Annotated in this window: 18 protein-coding genes; 14 read left to right on the top strand and 4 right to left on the bottom strand. The window is 60.1% G+C overall.

Going from position 1 to position 17,316, the window contains the following annotated elements:
* Positions 1 to 279: 279 nt before the first annotated feature.
* Positions 280 to 672, bottom strand: a complete 393-nt coding sequence (locus PMI37_RS25835) for a GFA family protein (RefSeq protein ID WP_008086717.1) — start codon at positions 670 to 672, stop codon at positions 280 to 282.
* A gap of 694 nt (positions 673 to 1,366) precedes the next feature.
* Here PMI37_RS25835 and PMI37_RS25830 point away from each other — a divergent pair.
* The 9 genes from PMI37_RS25830 (at position 1,367) to PMI37_RS25790 (ending at position 8,873) form a co-directional block, all read left to right on the top strand.
* Positions 1,367 to 1,732 carry a DUF6124 family protein gene (locus PMI37_RS25830; RefSeq protein WP_008086715.1) on the top strand — a complete coding sequence of 122 codons (366 nt, stop codon included), beginning with the start codon at positions 1,367 to 1,369 and terminating at the stop codon, positions 1,730 to 1,732.
* Positions 1,733 to 1,889: 157 nt separating this feature from the next.
* Positions 1,890 to 2,879: an aldo/keto reductase gene (locus tag PMI37_RS25825; RefSeq protein ID WP_008086713.1), complete on the top strand. Its 990-nt coding sequence runs from the start codon at positions 1,890 to 1,892 to the stop codon at positions 2,877 to 2,879.
* On the top strand, positions 2,876 to 3,466 hold the full coding sequence (locus PMI37_RS25820) for a flavodoxin (RefSeq protein ID WP_008086710.1): 591 nt from the start codon (positions 2,876 to 2,878) through the stop codon (positions 3,464 to 3,466). Before PMI37_RS25825 ends, PMI37_RS25820 begins: the two co-directional genes overlap by 4 nt.
* Before the next feature lie 68 nt (positions 3,467 to 3,534).
* On the top strand, positions 3,535 to 4,002 hold the full coding sequence (locus PMI37_RS25815; RefSeq protein WP_008086708.1) for a (R)-mandelonitrile lyase: 468 nt from the start codon (positions 3,535 to 3,537) through the stop codon (positions 4,000 to 4,002).
* A gap of 228 nt (positions 4,003 to 4,230) precedes the next feature.
* The gene (locus PMI37_RS25810; protein ID WP_008086707.1) at positions 4,231 to 5,004 is read left to right on the top strand and encodes a carboxymuconolactone decarboxylase family protein; all 774 of its coding nucleotides are present in this window, start codon (positions 4,231 to 4,233) and stop codon (positions 5,002 to 5,004) included.
* Between the two features lie 121 nt (positions 5,005 to 5,125).
* On the top strand, positions 5,126 to 6,070 hold the full coding sequence (locus PMI37_RS25805) for an alpha/beta hydrolase (RefSeq protein WP_177323338.1): 945 nt from the start codon (positions 5,126 to 5,128) through the stop codon (positions 6,068 to 6,070).
* Positions 6,071 to 6,119: 49 nt separating this feature from the next.
* A complete protein-coding gene (locus PMI37_RS25800; RefSeq protein WP_008086705.1) occupies positions 6,120 to 7,172 on the top strand; it encodes an alpha/beta hydrolase in 1,053 nt (350 codons plus the stop codon).
* 81 nt (positions 7,173 to 7,253) lie between these two features.
* On the top strand, positions 7,254 to 8,147 hold the full coding sequence (locus PMI37_RS25795) for a LysR family transcriptional regulator (RefSeq protein ID WP_008086704.1): 894 nt from the start codon (positions 7,254 to 7,256) through the stop codon (positions 8,145 to 8,147).
* Between the two features lie 57 nt (positions 8,148 to 8,204).
* Entirely contained in the window at positions 8,205 to 8,873 is a 669-nt protein-coding gene (locus tag PMI37_RS25790; protein WP_008086703.1) for a class I SAM-dependent methyltransferase, read from the top strand.
* A gap of 164 nt (positions 8,874 to 9,037) precedes the next feature.
* Here PMI37_RS25790 and PMI37_RS25785 read toward each other — a convergent pair whose 3' ends face one another.
* The gene (locus tag PMI37_RS25785) at positions 9,038 to 9,289 is read right to left on the bottom strand and encodes a hypothetical protein (RefSeq protein WP_008086702.1); all 252 of its coding nucleotides are present in this window, start codon (positions 9,287 to 9,289) and stop codon (positions 9,038 to 9,040) included.
* Positions 9,290 to 9,577: 288 nt separating this feature from the next.
* Here PMI37_RS25785 and PMI37_RS25780 point away from each other — a divergent pair, with 288 nt between their 5' ends.
* From PMI37_RS25780 to PMI37_RS25770, 3 genes are all read left to right on the top strand, one after another.
* Positions 9,578 to 10,102 (top strand): sigma-70 family RNA polymerase sigma factor, encoded by a 525-nt coding sequence (locus PMI37_RS25780; protein ID WP_008086700.1) that lies wholly within the window; start codon positions 9,578 to 9,580, stop codon positions 10,100 to 10,102.
* Positions 10,083 to 11,072 (top strand): FecR domain-containing protein, encoded by a 990-nt coding sequence (locus PMI37_RS25775; RefSeq protein ID WP_008086698.1) that lies wholly within the window; start codon positions 10,083 to 10,085, stop codon positions 11,070 to 11,072. Before PMI37_RS25780 ends, PMI37_RS25775 begins: the two co-directional genes overlap by 20 nt.
* A 93-nt stretch (positions 11,073 to 11,165) precedes the next feature.
* Entirely contained in the window at positions 11,166 to 13,589 is a 2,424-nt protein-coding gene (locus PMI37_RS25770) for a TonB-dependent siderophore receptor (protein WP_008086696.1), read from the top strand.
* A 13-nt stretch (positions 13,590 to 13,602) separates the two neighbouring features.
* Here the strand turns inward: PMI37_RS25770 and PMI37_RS25765 are convergent, their stop codons facing one another.
* The gene (locus tag PMI37_RS25765; RefSeq protein ID WP_008086695.1) at positions 13,603 to 14,940 is read right to left on the bottom strand and encodes an XAC2610-related protein; all 1,338 of its coding nucleotides are present in this window, start codon (positions 14,938 to 14,940) and stop codon (positions 13,603 to 13,605) included.
* Positions 14,941 to 15,088: 148 nt separating this feature from the next.
* Here PMI37_RS25765 and PMI37_RS25760 point away from each other — a divergent pair, with 148 nt between their 5' ends.
* Together PMI37_RS25760 and PMI37_RS25755 are read left to right on the top strand one after the other, a co-directional pair.
* Complete coding sequence (locus tag PMI37_RS25760) at positions 15,089 to 15,592, top strand: VOC family protein (protein ID WP_008086693.1); 504 nt, start codon at positions 15,089 to 15,091, stop codon at positions 15,590 to 15,592.
* A gap of 35 nt (positions 15,593 to 15,627) precedes the next feature.
* Positions 15,628 to 16,473, top strand: a complete 846-nt coding sequence (locus PMI37_RS25755) for an AraC family transcriptional regulator (RefSeq protein ID WP_008086690.1) — start codon at positions 15,628 to 15,630, stop codon at positions 16,471 to 16,473.
* Positions 16,474 to 16,582: 109 nt separating this feature from the next.
* Here PMI37_RS25755 and PMI37_RS25750 read toward each other — a convergent pair whose 3' ends face one another.
* Positions 16,583 to 17,170, bottom strand: coding sequence for a LysE family translocator (locus PMI37_RS25750; RefSeq protein ID WP_008086689.1), 588 nt, complete (start codon positions 17,168 to 17,170; stop codon positions 16,583 to 16,585).
* Positions 17,171 to 17,316: the final 146 nt, after the last annotated feature.

Genomic DNA, 17,316 nt, shown 5'->3' with positions numbered 1-17,316 from the left:
TGAGTTGAGCGCCAGCCATACACTCCCCCTGTGGGAGCTGGCTTGCCAGCGAAGGCGGCGGCACATTCAACATCCTTGTTGCCTGACCTACCGCTATCGCTGGCAAGCCAGCTCCCACAGTGTTTTGTGCCAACCCGCAACTCTGTGATCCACACCAATCCCTTGTAGGAGCCCGCCTGCTGGCGATGGCGACGGGTCAGCCAAAGAAGGTGTTGGCTGACCTAGCGCATTCGCTAGCAGGCTAGCTGTGATCCCAAAAAGGTCGGCTGAGGGTTGCAATTATTCTTCGGTGCGCTCCGTGCTCTCGCGATCACGCTCGTAGTGGTGAGCCAGTGGCAGCGCAGGTAGCCAAGACTCGCGGCGAATAGTCCAGAGTTCGTAAGTGGGTTTGAACTGATTAGGCTCATCGAGCGATCCGACGTTGACCTCTACTTCATCTGCCGAACGCGTGAACACCGGAGAGCCGCAGCGCGGGCAGAAAAAGCGTCCGTTGTAGTCGCGGGTTTCGCCGGTGACTTTCAGCGCATCCTCGGGAAATATGGCCGAGGTGCCGAACAGCGCGCCATGGCGCTTGCGGCAGTCGAGGCAGTGGCAGATGCCGACGCGGTAGGGCTGACCTGTCACTTCGAAACGGACATCGCCGCATAGGCAGCCGCCGGTCAATCGATTCATGTCACACCTCCTCTAAGGCAGCCTGCCAGTGATCAGAAATTTTCTGAAAACTTTTCGCCCATCACGCGCGGCTTGCCGAACATCAAGAAATGTCAGCTCTTCACGAACAGATTTTTTTTTGGAAGGTTTGTCGTTCTTTCCGGTGGTGGCCATCGTAGCCTCTGAATACTGACTGACTGGTTTGATAAAGCTCTGTGCAGCAAACAATAGAATTCTGCGTTCAGACGGGCAAGTCGGTGGAATCTGGAACAGTCGTAGGGCGTGGAGTACAAACCTGTAGTCCAGAAGGTGCCCTGGTTTGGACTCTGACCATTCAACTTCGTACTTAGGTAAACGTCATCCGGTTATCGCGTTTAAAGCACACAAACCGTTACGCCACCCTCCCTACAACACCTTGCGTCGTTACCTACGCGTACGCCAGAATCCGCCGGCTTACACGGCTATGGGCCGGGCTATATCGTTTGCCTGTCACTGCAAAACAGTGATCGGGTTTGGTAGCCCGTCTGTAATAGCCGTGTGACGACACCCTGTGCTTTCTCTTTGTGGAGGCTCAGTTCAATGGTGGTCATGCGTGGGGCTCACTCGTGAGCGCCGGGTTCCTATTGCAGCCGGTCTACCAACCCGCGTATGGCCACCACCCACTCGTTTGGTAGCGAGAGTGATGGCTCCTTAAACTGCGATAGGAGTTTCATCCATGTTCAAAATCACGCCAAATCCACCGCCCACCGATCCAATCCCTCACGACCCCGCGCTTGACCCGCAAAAGGTCAAAGAAGCCACCGACCGCGCCCTCGACTACTACCTGCGACCCGAAGCACTGGGCGCTCCACCAAGCTCACCCAAGTTTCGCCCCGTCTACCTCGTCGACCCCACGCTGGATGAAGAAACCCTGTTGGTCGAAGCCTGTGAGTCGCTTTCCTACGCCCACTCCATGGCCGGTAACATCGCCAACTCAATAGGCGGCCCGGAGCGCAAACCGCTGCTGGCGCTGCAACAGGTGATCATGCTGAACGAGCTGCTGGTCAATCGACTGCTGGACAAGCTGCGCGTACCGCAATAATCACCAGACCGAATAAGTGAGGGGTTACCCCCTCACTTTCGCGTTTGCCCCCTCTGTCGATTAATGAACAGAACTCATCAAGCCATCCCGATTTACCCGTCTAGTCCTCACCAGCCACCTCGCTTACTGTTCTCCCCACGCCCAACGGGAGATCGACATGCACAAGCGCACACTCGGCAACAGTTCACTCGAAGTATCCGCCCTCGGCTTTGGCTGCATGGGCCTGAGCCATGGCTACGGCCCGGCCACGGATACCCAACAAGCCATCGCACTGATCCGCTCAGCCGTTGACCGAGGCGTGACGTTCTTCGACACCGCCGAGGTCTACGGCCCTTACCTGAACGAGCAAGTGGTCGGCGAAGCACTGGCGCCGGTTCGCGATAAGGTGGTCATCGCCACCAAGTTTGGCTTTACCTTCGGCGACGACAATAAGCAGCAGATTCTCAACAGCCGCCCCGAGCACATTCGGGAGGCCGTCGAGGGTTCGTTGCGTCGACTGAAAACCGATTACATCGATTTGCTTTACCAGCACCGCGTCGATCCGGACGTGCCGATCGAGGACGTCGCCGGCGCGGTGAAAGATCTGATTGGCGAAGGCAAGGTCAAGCACTTCGGCCTGTCGGAAGCGGGTGCGCAAACCATTCGCCGTGCCCATGCAGTGCAACCGGTCACGGCGCTGCAAAGCGAATATTCGCTGTGGTGGCGCGAGCCCGAGCAGGAAATCCTGCCGACGCTTTGGGAGCTGGGCATCGGCTTCGTGCCGTTCAGCCCATTGGGCAAAGGTTTTCTCACCGGCACGGTGTCGGCCGAGGCCACTTACGGCAGCGATGACTTCCGCAGCATCGTCCCGCGTTTCAGCCAGTCCGCGCTGCAAGCCAATCAGGGCCTCGTCGTGTTGATTCGTCAGATCGCCGCGCAGAAACAAGCCACACCGGCGCAGATCGCGCTGGCCTGGCTGCTCGCGCAGGCACCGTGGATCGTACCGATTCCGGGGACGACCAAACTGCATCGCCTGGAAGAAAACCTCGGCGGCGCGGACATCACCCTCGACGCCGCCGAACTCAAGGCCATTGATACGGCGCTGGCGCAGATTCGCATCGAAGGCGAGCGTTATCCCGAAGCCCTCAAGGCGCGCGTCGGCCGATGAGCCACGATCACGATCCGCTGCGGCGCACGGTAATCGCCGCACTGGCCAGCGCCCCGCTGCTGTCGCTCGCCGACACGCAGAGTGCCAGTGAAACACCGCGCTCAGGCTCGCGGATTCTGGTCGCGTACTTCTCGCGCTCGGGTAATACCCGCGTGGTCGCTGGGCTGATTCAGCGTGGACTGGGTGCCGATCTGTTCGAGATTCGCCCGGCCCACGCCTACCCCGAGGACTATCTGCAAACCGTGGAGCAGGCACGTCAGGAGCGTGACAGCGGCTTCGAACCCGAGTTGCAAAACCGGGTTCATGCCCTCAGCGACTACGACACGATCTATCTGGGTTTTCCGATCTGGGGCGAAACCGCCCCACCGATCGTGCGCGCATTCCTCAGCGCCCACGACCTGACAGGCAAGACCCTCATCCCCTTCAACACCCACGGTGGATTTGGTTTGGGCAATAGCCGCAGTGTCCTCGAACAGCACGCGCCCAATGCCAGGCTGATCGAAGGTTTTGTAATGGAGGGCGAACAGGAGCGCAGAACCATGGAACGCGTGAACGGCTGGCTATCGGATAACCCTCTCAAGGGCTAGGCGATCACTTGCCTTGCCACGGCGGTTCGCTGCAGGGATCACTTCACTGTCTGACCGGAGTTCATCCAATGAATCGATTAATTGCGCCATTTGTTGCCTTGTCGTTCATGACCGCTGAGGCCGGGGCCGCCAGCGAAATCCGCATTACCCCGAACGGCGCTCAGCCCTCGATCAAGGGCGCGGCGGAAAATTTTACCGGCTCCGTACGCGTCGATGGTCTGTTCAAAGGTGAACCGCCGGCGCGTATCGGTGGCGGCACGGTGGCCTTCGACCCCGGCGCACGCACGGCGTGGCATACCCATCCACTGGGCCAAACGCTGATCGTCACTGCTGGTGTCGGCTATGTGCAGCAAGAAGGTGGCCCGCGCCAGGAGATTCGCCCGGGCGACATTGTCTGGATACCGCCGCACACCCGCCATTGGCATGGCGCCTCCGCCAGCAACGGCATGACCCACATCGCCATCGCTGAAGCCGAGGACGGCAAGACTGTCACTTGGGCAGAACAGGTTTCAGAGGCGCAATACGCTGGCCAATGAAGTTACGGAATGTGTCGAAGCATCTCGCCCGGCACTGTCCCAGAAATTGCCACACGACCTCAAAGCCCCGCAGCTGCGGGGTTACGCCGGGATTTCAGCGGTTATTGCAAAGCCCACTCATGAGTACTACTCAGGAGTCCATGCGCATTTTCGGGGTTAATCGCCTCAACCATCCTCCGTACGATCCAGCGACACCGCAGTGACCTGCAATGGATGGAGCCTTTCACGATGAACACTGACGCACGCAACCGCACTGCCCTCCCCGCACTCATGGCGCTCTGCCTGAGCGTCGGGGCGATATTCAGCGTTACCACTCAAGCAGCCGAGGCATCGCAAACCATGACCAGCACGCCAAACAACACAGCAGCACTGTCGGATAAACAACAAACCATTCCACTGATCGCCGCGTTCATGGCGACCAGCGACATGCCCAACCTCAACGCAGCCCTCAATCAAGGTCTCGATGCTGGCCTGAGCATCAGCGAAACCCGGGAGATTCTCGTACAGCTTTACGCCTACGTCGGTTTCCCGCGCAGCCTAAATGCCTTGAACGAGCTGATGACCGTGGTGCAGGCGCGCAAACAACGCGGCATCGAAGATGCGCCGGGGCGTGAGCCGGGCCGGGCAATTCCAGTCGGTGATGAGCTGCTGGCCGCCGGCACCGCGAATCAAACGAAGATCTCCGGTGCGCCGGTCAAAGGCCCGGTATTCGAGTTCGCGCCGGTGGCCAACCAGTTTCTGCGAACCCACCTGTTCGGCGATATCTTCGAGCGCGACAACCTCGACTGGCAAAGCCGCGAACTGGCCACCGTCGGCGCGCTGGCAGCGACGCCGGGCGTGGAATCGCAACTGCGCTCGCACATGGCGGCGAGCCTGCGCGTCGGGCTCAGCGCGGCACAGTTGCGCGAGGTCACCGAACTGCTGAAAAAACATGGCGATGCTCAGACTGCCGAACGGGCCAACGCAGCGCTGACCCAGGCCGTCGCGGCCTCGGGAAAATGACATGAAATCGGCAAAACACCTGCTGGGGATCACCCTGTTCGGCGCATTGGCCGCGTGTGCGAACCATCCCGAAGGCCCGTTGCTGATTCAGAAGCAAGGCAGTTTCGCCGCTGGCGGCACGATGACCACCGCGGCGGGCATATTCGATCCACGCAAACCGATGATGCCCGACGGTCAGACCTATCACGGTGATCACGCCTACGCGTTCTACCAGATCCCGGCCGACGCGCGGAAACTGCCCATCGTCATGTGGCACGGCGCGGGTCAGTTTTCCAAGACCTGGGAAACCACCGCCGATGGCCGCGAAGGTTTTCAGAACATTTTCCTGCGTCGCCACTACGGCGTTTATCTGATCGATCAACCACGGCGTGGCGACGCCGGGCGCAGCATGGTCGAGACCACAATCAAACCGGTGCCGGACGAACAGCTGTGGTTCAACCAGTTTCGCATCGGCCTGTGGCCCAACTATTTCAACGGCGTGCAAGTGGCACAGGACGCACAGACCCGCGAGCAGTTTTTCCGGGCGATGACGCCGAACACCGGGCCGTTCGACATGGGCGTGGTGTCCGACGGCGTATCAGCAATTTTTGACCGAGTCGGCCCAGGCATCTTGTTCACCCATTCCCAAGGTGGCGGGCCGGGTTGGTTGACGGCGATCAAGAACGACAAGGTCAAGGCTATCGTGGCGTTCGAGCCGGGTAGTAGTTTCGTGTTTGCCGAAGGTGAAGTGCCGGCGCCGATCCCCAGCGCGTTCGACACGGTGCAAGGCGCAGCGGTGCCAATGGATCAGTTCATGGCGCTGACGCGCATTCCGATTCTGATCCTTTACGGCGACAACATCCCGGAACAGGCGGTCGACCTGCCCGCTCAGGACAGTTGGCGCGCACGCCTGAAGATGGCCCGACTGTGGCGTGATGCGGTCAATCGCCACGGCGGCGATGTACGCCTGATCCACCTGCCGGAGGTCGGCATCCACGGCAACACCCACTTCCCCATGTCGGATCTGAACAACGTGCAGATCGCTGATCTGGTCGCGCAATTCCTCAAAGAAAAACAGCTGGACTGACCCAGACACTTTTGCAACTGCCGCCCTTTTGATTGCTCAGGAGCTTCACGTGAAAAACACCCTCAAAGCCACGCTCATGTCGGCACTGGTCGGCCTCTCGGGCGGCGAAGCCTTGGCCGCCGACTACAAAAAGAACCCGTTCACCCTCGCCTACGACGGCGCGATCAGCAAGAACGAAGCGGGCAAGGTCAACATCCAACCGGTCAGCTACAAGCTCAACGGTCTGGACATCGCCGCCAACGTTTACACCCCGGCCAATTACGACGCGAAAAAGACCTACCCGACCGTGGTCATCGCACACCCCAATGGCGGCGTAAAAGAACAAGTCGCCGGGCTGTATGCCCAGCGCCTGGCCGAACAGGGTTACATCACCATTACTGCCGATGCGGCCTATCAGGGCGCCAGCGGTGGTAAGCCGCGCAGCATCGATAAACCGGCGTATCGCATCGAAGACATCCACGGCATGGCCGACTTCATCAGTCAGTTTGCCGGCGTCGATAACAAGCGTCTGGGCCTGCTCGGCATCTGTGGCGGCGGTGGTTATTCGTTGGCGGCGGCGCAAACCGATAAACGCTTCAAATCGCTGGCGACGGTGAGCATGTTCAACTCGGGTCGGGTGCGCCGCAACGGCTATAACGACTCGCAAATCGACAGCATCCAGCAACGTTTGCAACAAGCATCAGCAGCCCGCGCGCAAGAAGCGGCCGGCGGCGCGGTGTTGTATTCGGGTGATGCCAACCTCACCGATGAGCAGATCGCGAAACTGCCCTTCGAGCTGTATCGCCAAGGCTACGAGTACTACTGGAAGACCCATGCGCACCCGAACTCGACCTTCAAATACACCACCAGCAGCCTTATTGACCTGATGCGTTTCGACGCCACCGACCATATCGAGTTGATCAACCAACCGTTGCTGATGATCGCCGGCAGCAAGGCCGACAGCCTGTACATGACTCAGGATGCGTTCCCCAAAGCCACCGGCTCGACCGACAAGGAAGTGTTCATACTCGACGGCGCCACGCACATCGAAACCTATTGGGTGCCGCGCTATGTCGATGCGGCGATCGGCAAACTGAGCGAGTTCTACGCACGCACCCTGTGATGAGCGCTTTGAGGGTCGCGCATCCGTGTGCGACCTGCTTTCATGGAATAATCACGCGCTCCTCATGAGAGGCTCTCATCAATGTCCCGCCCCAATCTCAATGACCTGCAAGCCTTCGTGGTCATCACTCGCGAAGGCAGTTTTACCCGCGCTGCCGCGCAACTGGGCGTTTCGCAGTCGGCGTTGAGCCACACCCTTCGTGCACTGGAAAGCCGACTGGGTGTGCGCCTGCTGACTCGAACGACGCGCAGCGTATCGCCGACCGAAGCGGGTCAGCGCTTGTATCAATCGATGGCGCCACGCTTTGACGAGATCGAACTGGAACTGGCAGCGGTCAGCGAGTTTCGCGACACCCCGGCCGGCAATGTGCGTATCCAGGCCTCCGAGCATGCGGCGAACAATATTCTCTGGCCGAAGCTGCTGAAGGCGTTGCCCGACTACCCCGACATCAAGGTCGAAATCACCGTCGATTACGCGCTCGCCGACATCGTCGCGCAGCGCTATGACGCTGGTGTGCGGCTGGGCGATCAGGTGGCCAAGGACATGATCGCCGTGCCGATCGGTCCGTCGTTGCGCATCGCAGTTGTGGGATCACCTGAGTACTTTCGGGGGCGGTCATTTCCCAGGGAGCCGGGTGATCTGGCCGCGCACAACTGCATCAATCTGCGTCTGCCGACGCATGGCAGCCTGATGCAATGGGATTTCGAGAAGGACGGTCACGAACTCAAGGCGCGCGTTGAAGGGCAATGGACGTTCAACAGCAGTGTGCCGATTCTGCGCGCAGCGGTGGCGGGATGCGGTCTGGGGTTTCTGCCCGAAGACATGGTCGCCGGGAATCTGGCCGACGGCAGTCTGGTGCGGGTGCTGGAGGACTGGTGCCAGCCCTTTGCCGGCTATCATCTTTATTACCCGAATCGCCGTGAACATTCGTCTGCGTTCGGGGTTGTGGTGGATGCGCTGATCTATAAGCCCTGATGCGGCTCTTCAGCGATCAGGATCCATACTGTGTTTTTCAATAGTCGGGACACCGCCATGCCCTCCCCCGAATCCAGCCTTTTGCAGAGCTGGCACGACAACGCCGATGCCTGGATCGAAGTGATCCGCAGCGGCGGCATCGAAAGCCGTCAACAGGTGACCAATCAGGCGATTCTGCTGGCGATCATGGGCCGCCAGCCGGAGCATGTGCTTGATCTGGGTTGCGGCGAAGGCTGGTTGTTGCGGGCGCTGGCGGATCTGGGGATTGCTGCGGTGGGCGTGGACGGTGATGCGACGCTGGTTGAAGCGGCGCGTCTGGGCGGATCTTCGACGGTGCATGTCGCCGACTACGACGCGCTGGTCGAAGCCAAGGTCGATATCGGTTGTGACTTCGATTTGATCTGCGCGAATTTCTCGCTGCTGCATCAGGACATTATTCCTCTACTGGCCGCGATGAATGTGCTGCTGGTTCCCGGTGGTGCGCTGGTGATTCAGACATTGCATCCATGGGCAGCAGCGGCAGGCGATTATCAGGATGGTTGGCGCGAAGAATCATTCGTCGGGTTCAAAGGCCAGTGGCAGCCGATGCCGTGGTATTTCCGCACGTTGTCGAGCTGGTTCAATGCGCTGGACATGGCCGGCTTCCGCCTGATCAGCCTGCAGGAACCCCAACACCCACAAAGCCCGGTGCCGCAGGCGCTACTGATCGTCGCTGAGCGACGCTGACATTCGAAAACACCCCCAATCATTGTGGGAGCTGGCTTGCCAGCGATGGCGTCGGGTCAGGCAACATTGATCTTGAAGGGAACGGCCTCATCGCTGGCAAGCCAGCTCCCACAGTGATTTCAGTTGTCATCGGGATTTGTGGGCACCCCATAAACCTGTGGGAGTCAGGCAGCTTGCGGGACCAGTCGTGGCCCGCGCAGGCGGTATTGCGCCAGCAGGCGCATGACGTAGCCGATCTTGATCAGGGTCGGGCCGAGGATGGTCAGCGCATGCATCGCCACCAGCAGGGCAATCGGCATGGGGCCGTTGTAGAGGTAGGCGCCGTAGATGCCGGCCAGCAGCATGATCAGGCCGGCGCCGAGGACTTTGCTCGACAGGTGCAGAACATGCAGCGGGCTTTCGAAGAAGGTGAGCATGGCGGCGTACTCCTGATCCGTTCGGTGGGTACGTTATGTATTTCAAGTCTCGTGCCAGTTTTTTAGCCCAATAGAATCAAGCACCTGAGCCGACGAGAGTCAATTTGACACGGGTAACCAAAAGTCAATTTGACTCCAGCAAGAGTCATTACGACTACATTCGCAAAAAAACCAGAACCCCACTGCCTAAAAGCAAACCAATATCATTTGCACACCATCCAGCCTTTTGCTTTAATCGCGACCCATTCCTATTTAGACCGATCACGGTCGTTCTGGACGCTTGCTCTGATGACGGTCGCCGACACCTCACTTGTGCAGAATCTCTACCTCAGCCATCACCGCTGGCTGCACGAGCTGTTGCGTCGACGCCTGAGCAACGCAATGGATGCCGCCGACCTCGCCCACGACACCTTCATCCGCGTGCTCAAGCGCCCGCAAACCTTCAATGGCGAAGTCCACGAGCGCTCGCATCTGGCGACCATCGCCCGCGGTTTGTGCGTCGATCACTGGCGCCGTCGGCAACTGGAACAGACTTGGCTCGACACCCTCGCCAGCCGTCCGCCAGCCTTGCAACCCTCGCCCGAGCAGCAAGCGATCATCGTTGAAACCCTGCACGAAGTAGACGCCATGCTCCAGCGCTTGCCGCCGCGAGTCAGCGAGGCATTTATCCTCGCGCAACTGCATGGCATGCCTTACAAACTGATTGCCGACCAGATTGGCGTCAGCGAGCGGATGATCAAGAAGTATCTGGCGCAGGCGATGATGCACTGCGCGATCCTCGAAGCCGAACTCGATGGTCTACTCATTGAATAATCCGCTGAACACGCTCAGCCATGCCTCCCTCGAACAGGCGGCGAACTGGTACGTGCAATTGCATGACGAACAGGTCGCCGAGCCTGAGCGTCTGCGTTGGCAGGCCTGGCTCGCACAAAGCCCGGAGCATCAGGCAGCCTGGCGTTATGTCGAACGCGTTGGCCAGCGCTTTGCGCCGTTGCAGAGCGAAAACGAGGCCAGCAGCCACGCCCTGCGTAATAACGCACGCCACGCGATCAGCCGCCGCCAGTCGCTCAAGGGCTTGCTGGTTATTGCCGCGACTGGCCTGGCGGGCTGGGCTGTCGGGCGCAATACGCCGCTGATGGATTCGGTCGATCGCTTGACGGCCGACCTCTCGACGGGCACCGGCGAAACCCGCGAAGCCACATTGAGCGATGGCAGCCGGGTCTGGCTCAACGCGTTGAGCGCACTGAATATTCGTTTCGACGCCCATCAGCGACTGCTGCAATTACGCGCCGGCGAAGTGTTGATCGACACGGCCAAAGACCTCGGCCGGGCCTTTTGGGTAGAGACCGAACATGGTCGATTGCGCGCGCTGGGGACGCGTTTCAGCGTGCAACAGAACGAGCGCAACACCGTGCTCAATGTCTACGAGGGCGCGGTCGAAGTACACAACCGTCAAGGTGAAACCGAGGTGGTCCAGAGCGGTCAGCAAATGGCCTTCAGCACGGGCCGACTAAACACCGCGACCGCCGCCGATCCCTCACGAGAAGCCTGGCACCGAGGCCTGTTGCTGGCCGACAACACGCCGCTGGGCGAACTGATCGACGCGCTCAGCCGTTATCGACCGGGGCATCTGCATTGCGATCCAGCCGTGGCGGCGCTGCCGGTGATGGGTTCATTCCCGCTCACGGACACCGATCAAGCCTTGCGCTTGCTGGAAGCGGCGCTGCCGATCCGTGTCGACAAGACCTTCAACTGGTGGGTCAGCATCGGGCCGAAAGCCTGAGGACTTTTTTCACCACGTGGTTCCCTTTTGGCTTTTTCATTCGGTTAACCCTCAGCAACCCTCACTTCGTTGATCGCCCCCGGGAACTCCATCTTGCGCTCCACCCTCGCCCGTACTCGTTTCGCCCTGGCTTTGGCGTCTGCCGTGCCGGGGCTGTGCGCGTCGAGTGCGTGGGCAGAGGCGCAGAAGCAGCATTATTCAGTCGCTGCCGGCTCACTGGTTTCAGCGCTTAACCGCTTCGCACAACAGAGCGGCGTGTTCATCGCCGGCCACAACGACCTCGCCGCCGACAAGCGCAGCCCGGGCCTGAACGGCGACTACACCGCGCAACAAGCCCTGCAAATTCTTCTCAAAGACAGCGGCCTGCAAGCCCAGCAACAAAGCGGCGGCGGTTATGTCTTGCGCAGCGCAGCCACTGCAGATCCGCTGCAACTGGACGCCACCACCATCAGTGGCAAAACCCTCGGCGCCATCAGCGAAGACACCCACGCCTACACCACCGGCCAGACCTCTTCCGCCACCGGCCTGGCACTGTCCCTGCGCGAAACCCCGCAATCGATCAGCGTGATCACTCGCCAGCAACTTGACGATCAAGGCGCCACCGGCATCGCCGACGTGCTGCGCCGCGCGCCGGGCATCAGTGTGCAGAACTACGACAGTGAGCGTTGGGAGTTTTCCAGCCGTGGCGCGCCGATCACCAATTTCCAGTACGACGGGGTCAATACCGACTACGACGGCGTCTACGATTACGGCACCACCAGCACCGACATGGCGACCTTCGACCGGGTCGAAATCATCAAGGGTGCCACTGGCCTGATGACCGGTTCAGGCGATCCCTCTGCCACGGTCAATCTGATCCGCAAACGTCCATCGCAAGCGTTCAAGGCATCCCTGAGCGGCAGCGTCGGTTCTTGGGACAACTACCGCAGCGAGACCGACGTCTCCGGCCCCTTAACCACCAATGGCAATCTGCGCGCCCGCTTCGTTGGCGTCCATCAGCAACGCAGCGCCCACGCCGATCATTACCAGAACAGCAAGGACATCGCCTACGCCATTGTCGAAGCCGACCTGACCCCGGACACCCTGCTGACCCTTGGTTTCGATCAGCAGAACACCCGTTCACGCGGCGCCAGCTGGACCGGTTTCCCGATGTTCTACAGCGACGGTACGCGGACGAATTTCTCGCGTTCGTTCAACCCGGCCACCGACTGGAGCCGCAGGGATTTCAGCAACCAGACGCTGTTCGCCGCCCTCACCCGGCAACTGCAAAACGACTGGACGCTGAAGCTTAGCTACGACCGCAAACACCGTGAGCACGACACCCTGCTCGGCTCCGCCAGCGGCGGCAATCCGGACCCGCTGACCGGCGACGGCATGTTCCTGTACATGGGCAAATTCAAGGGCGACGAGGTGCAGGATAATGTCGATCTCAACCTCGGCGGGCCGTTCAGCCTGTTCGGTCGCGAGCATCAGTTGATCGTCGGTTTCATGTCGATGAACACCCGCCAGGACAACCCGGTGTACGGCTCGGTTTATCCGGCGCTGGGCGCCAGCATTTTCGCCTGGCACGGCGCGTTCGCCAAACCCGACATCCCGCAGATCGGCACCGACGCCATCAGCCAACGCCAGACCGGCGCGTACGCCTCGACGCGCTTGAAGGCCAGCGACGATCTGGCGCTGATTCTCGGCGCACGTGTCAGTGATTTCAGCGCCAGCGACCACCTCGACTATCGCGACCCGAACACCACCAATGTCCGCGACGGCTATCGCCAGACCGGCGTGGTCACACCCTACGCCGGCGCGGTCTACGACCTCGACGACACGTACTCGCTGTACACCAGCTACACACGCATTTATCAGCCGCAACTGAGCAAGGACGCCTCACGCCAGGTGCTCGACCCGGTGCAAGGCGACAGCTATGAAGCGGGGATAAAAGCCGAATACTTCGAGGGCCGGCTCAACGCCAGTTTTTCCGTGTTCCGCATCGAACAGGACAACGTCGCCGAGCAGGTCAGCGGCTTCGACAATCAGGCGGTGTATCGCGCCGTGCAGGGTGCAACGACCAAAGGTTTCGAGTTCGAAGTGGCCGGCGAAATCGCTGAGGGCTGGAACCTCTCCGCCGGCTATGCCTACAACCACACCCGCGATGCCAAGGGCGAGCCGGTGTATGCCTCAATCCTGCAAACCACCGCGCCGGAGCAGTTGGTGCGACTGTTCAGCAGCTATCGCCTGTCCGGCGCCTGGCAGAATCTGACCCTGGGTGGCGGCGTCAGTTGGCAGAGTGAGTTCTTCGGCAACGTGTTCCAGCCCACAGCAGGCCAGAACGTACGCATCACTCAGGACAGTTATTACCTGGTCGATGCCATGGCACGCTACCGCTTCAACGACCACCTGAGCACCACGCTCAATGTCAAAAACCTCTTCGACAAGACCTACTACACCGGGCTCGGCAACTTTGGCACCGGGTTCTATGGCGAACCGCGCAGCCTGCAACTGACTGCGCGCTGGGATTTCTGAGGTTGCCGCCGATTTACGGTTGCTTCAGGTAAGTGCCGCGAAAATCGCCGTATTCACCGAAAGCTTCCACACGGACAACACCATCGAGCAAACGCACGCGATAGAGCGGCTCGGCGACTTCCTTTTGGCCAATGATCAGATTGCCCGCTTGCAAAGGCCATTGTTCAACCACTTGATTGGCGGGTTTGCCTGGCTGCGTGACCGCCATTTGCACCGAGGCGATCTCGCTGCCCTGCGCATCTTTGCTGATTTTCAACGTCAACCACGCGGAGCGCCCATCGTCGGTCACCATCACGTAGCGCCCTTCGCGCTCGCTGGCCGCAACAGCGGCGAATTTTTGCGGCGCAACATGAAACGCTGTCGGCCGCGCTTGAATAACATACGACTTGGTGCCGCTGTGCCACATCCCGCCCTGAAAACCTTGTTCATCGGGCTCACCGTCAATGAACCAGTTACCCGTGATCGCGCCCTCATCACTGATTTCATGCAAGGCAATGCCGCCATCGTCGTAAGGTTCGCCGACCAAGCGAATGGGCACGCCGCTGCCGCTGACATAGCGCACTTCGCCGACATAAACGCCGCCCTGCAACTGCCACCACAATTGGAAAGCGATCTTCTCGTCCAGCTTCCCCCGCAACATCACCGGCGCCTCTCCAATCGGCCCTTCGAGACGACGTTGCTCGACCCACTGACCGCCCTTCAAATCCCGTTGGGTGATTTCGGTGTAGCCCTTAGGCATAAACGGACTGCCTTCGGAAGGCGCCTGCGCCACCTCGATGGTCTCCGCTACACGCACCGGTAGCTTGTCCTGAATCTCCCAACTCGCCTGCTGCCGCCAGCAGCAGCCGCTTTTCGAACGCGTAATCAGACGCTTGCCTGCACTGTCGACCTCAAACATGCCAAGGTTCGGCTCGCGGGTCAGCGCAGAGAATGCCTTGTTCGCAATCAACACCGGATTCGCCGCATCGAACAGGTAGATATCGTAGGAAGCGGCAGCGTAGCCACCGTCATTGCCGTTGCGCACGGCCACATCCTGCTGACCATCGAAATTGAAGTCGCCAAACACCAACAGTTGCTGGTTGTCGCAGCGCAGGCTTGGCCCTGTGCCGTCAGTCTTCAGCAGCTCGGCAGCGTCGGCAGTTTCGAGGGTTTGCAGAACCGCACCGCTGGTTTTATCGCGCAGGACGATGTGTGCCGCCACCGGATCGAAGCTTGCTACCGGTGGTTGCTCGACACGCACGTCGATGAGGTATTTCTGCGCCGGGTCCTGCAGCTGGCAGCTCAACGGCGCAGCGCTGGCCGAGGCCGTGGCGAACAGGCAGGCGAAAAACAGTGAACGTGGGGCAACCATGATGCGAAGCGTCCTTGCGGCAAAATCGGGGCGGCAAGTCTATCGACAATCGAAGGGCCGCGCACTTGTCGATCTACGGCGCTGCCAGTCGACCAAGGACTGTCTACGCTGATAGTCCAGCGTGTCTAACCTGCCGAGGATGACTGCCATGCAACGCTTTCAAAAACTCACGCCCTGCCTGTGGTTCGACGATCAGGCCGAAGCGGCGGCGAAGTTCTACTGCTCGATCTTCGATCACGCGAAAATCACCGGCCTGACCCACTACAGCAAGGTCGGTCAGGAATTTCACGGCAAGCCGGAAGGTGCGGTGATGACCGTCAGTTTCGAGCTGGATGGCCAGACTTTCACCGGGCTCAACGGTGGGCCGATGTTCAAGTTCAGCGAGGCGATCTCGTTTCAGGTCAATTGCCAGAATCAGGAAGAAGTCGACCACTTCTGGGGCAACCTGTCCGAGGGTGGCCCGGTCGAAGCCCAGCAATGCGGCTGGCTCAAGGACAAGTTCGGGGTGTCGTGGCAGATCGTACCGGTGGCGTTCATGCAGATGATGCTGGATGCCGACACCAGCAAGTCGCAACGGGCAATGCAGGCCATGTTCAAGATGAAAAAACTCGACATCGCCGAACTGGAACGGGCCTTTGCCGGCCAGAGCTAATACACTCGGGCACTGGCCTGCCGGGAATAATCACAATGAAACACGCTGCCGCCAAAAACCCTGAAAAAGCCCCGCGCTTCTGGCGCGACGACGCCCTGCCCTTCATCGAAGCGCGGGCCATCGCCGATGGCCGCGAAGTCTGTTACGCCCGGCATTCCCACGCGCACTTCTCGATCGGAGCGATCACCGCCGGGCGCAGTACTTACGTGCATGAGCAGGCGCAATTCGAGGTGGCGGCGGGCACGGTGGTGTTGATGAATCCTGGCGATGTGCACGCCTGCAACCCCATCGATGATCAGCCGTGGTCGTACGTGATGTTGTATGTCGAGACGCCGTGGCTGACGGATTTGCAGCATCAGTTGGGCTTTGCCGAGGATGTGGAATTCCGACGGTTCTCGGCCACGCACTTGCACGATGCCGAGCTGTTTCGCGAGTTGATCGCGCTTTACCAAGTGCTGGTCGACGAGCAGCAGGATGTGCTGCGTAAGCAGAGCACGGCGGTGGAGTTTTTCAGCGATCTGCAACTGCGCCTGAATCCTGCCGGGCAAGCGTTGCGCGAGCCGAACTTCAAGCTGGAACGCGCCGCGGATTTCATCCGCGAACATTGCACCGACCTGCTCAGCCTCGATGACATCTGCGCGGCAGCGCAGCTGTCACCGTCGTATCTGATCCGCGCCTTCAAACAGCATTACGGCATGACCCCGCATGCGTTTCTGGTCAATCAGCGCATCCAGTTCGCTCGCGAACGCCTGCGCAGCGGACAACTGATTGCCGATGTGGCGCTGGAGGCCGGATTTGCTGATCAGGCGCATTTCCAACGGGCGTTCAAGCAACACCTGGCCGCAACCCCCGGCCAATATCGCGGCGGACATTTCACCTGAAATTGAACACTTCCCCTTGTGGAAGCGAGCCTGCTCGCGAAAGCGGTGGTTCAGTCGACATATCCAGTGACTGACCACAGCATTCGCGAGCAGGCTCGCTCCAACAGGGTCAAGTGAACAAAAAGTAGATTGCGCTCAGCGCCAACAACAACGCCATGCTTCGATTGAACCAGCGCATGCCTGCCGCATTGCTCAAATAGCCGCGCAGGAATGTCCCGGCATACACCCAACAGCCGACCGACACATAGCAAATCACCAGATACACCGCCGCAAACTGCCAGACCAGCTGCGCCTCGCCATCCGCCACGAACGCGCCCATTCCTGCCACGCAGGCAAGCCAGGCCTTGGGGTTGAGCCACTGCATCACTGCGCCATACAGCATCGACGGCGCCCGCGCGGCATCCTTGGCGTTCAACTGCCCGTCGTCGCTGGCCAGTTTCCAGGCCATGAACAGCAGAAACGCCACCCCGGCCAGTTGCACCACTCGCGTCATGAACGGCCACAGCTGCAGAACCTCGTGCAGGCCCAGGCCCATCAACACCAGCAACAACACAAACCCCAATGTTGCCCCGGCGACATGCCGCTGGCTGGCGCGGAAGCCGAACTGCGCCCCCGAACTCAACGCCACGATATTCACCGGCCCCGGCGTGATCGACGCCGCCAACGCAAACGCCGCCATCGAAACAATCAGACTCATCGCACACCTGCTTCAACCCAAGGAACAAGGTGCTCACCCTACGCAGCCCACCGCCCCCGGTATTGAACAAAACACCCCTATGTAGGAGCTGCCGCGGCTGCGATCTGTTGATCTTGTTTTTAAAGACAAGATCAACAGATCGCAGC

This window comes from Pseudomonas sp. GM80 (genome assembly GCF_000282515.1).
GTDB lineage: Bacteria > Pseudomonadota > Gammaproteobacteria > Pseudomonadales > Pseudomonadaceae > Aquipseudomonas.
The sequence above is the reverse complement of the archived record's forward strand: the minus strand, read 5'-3'. Positions and strand labels throughout refer to the sequence as shown.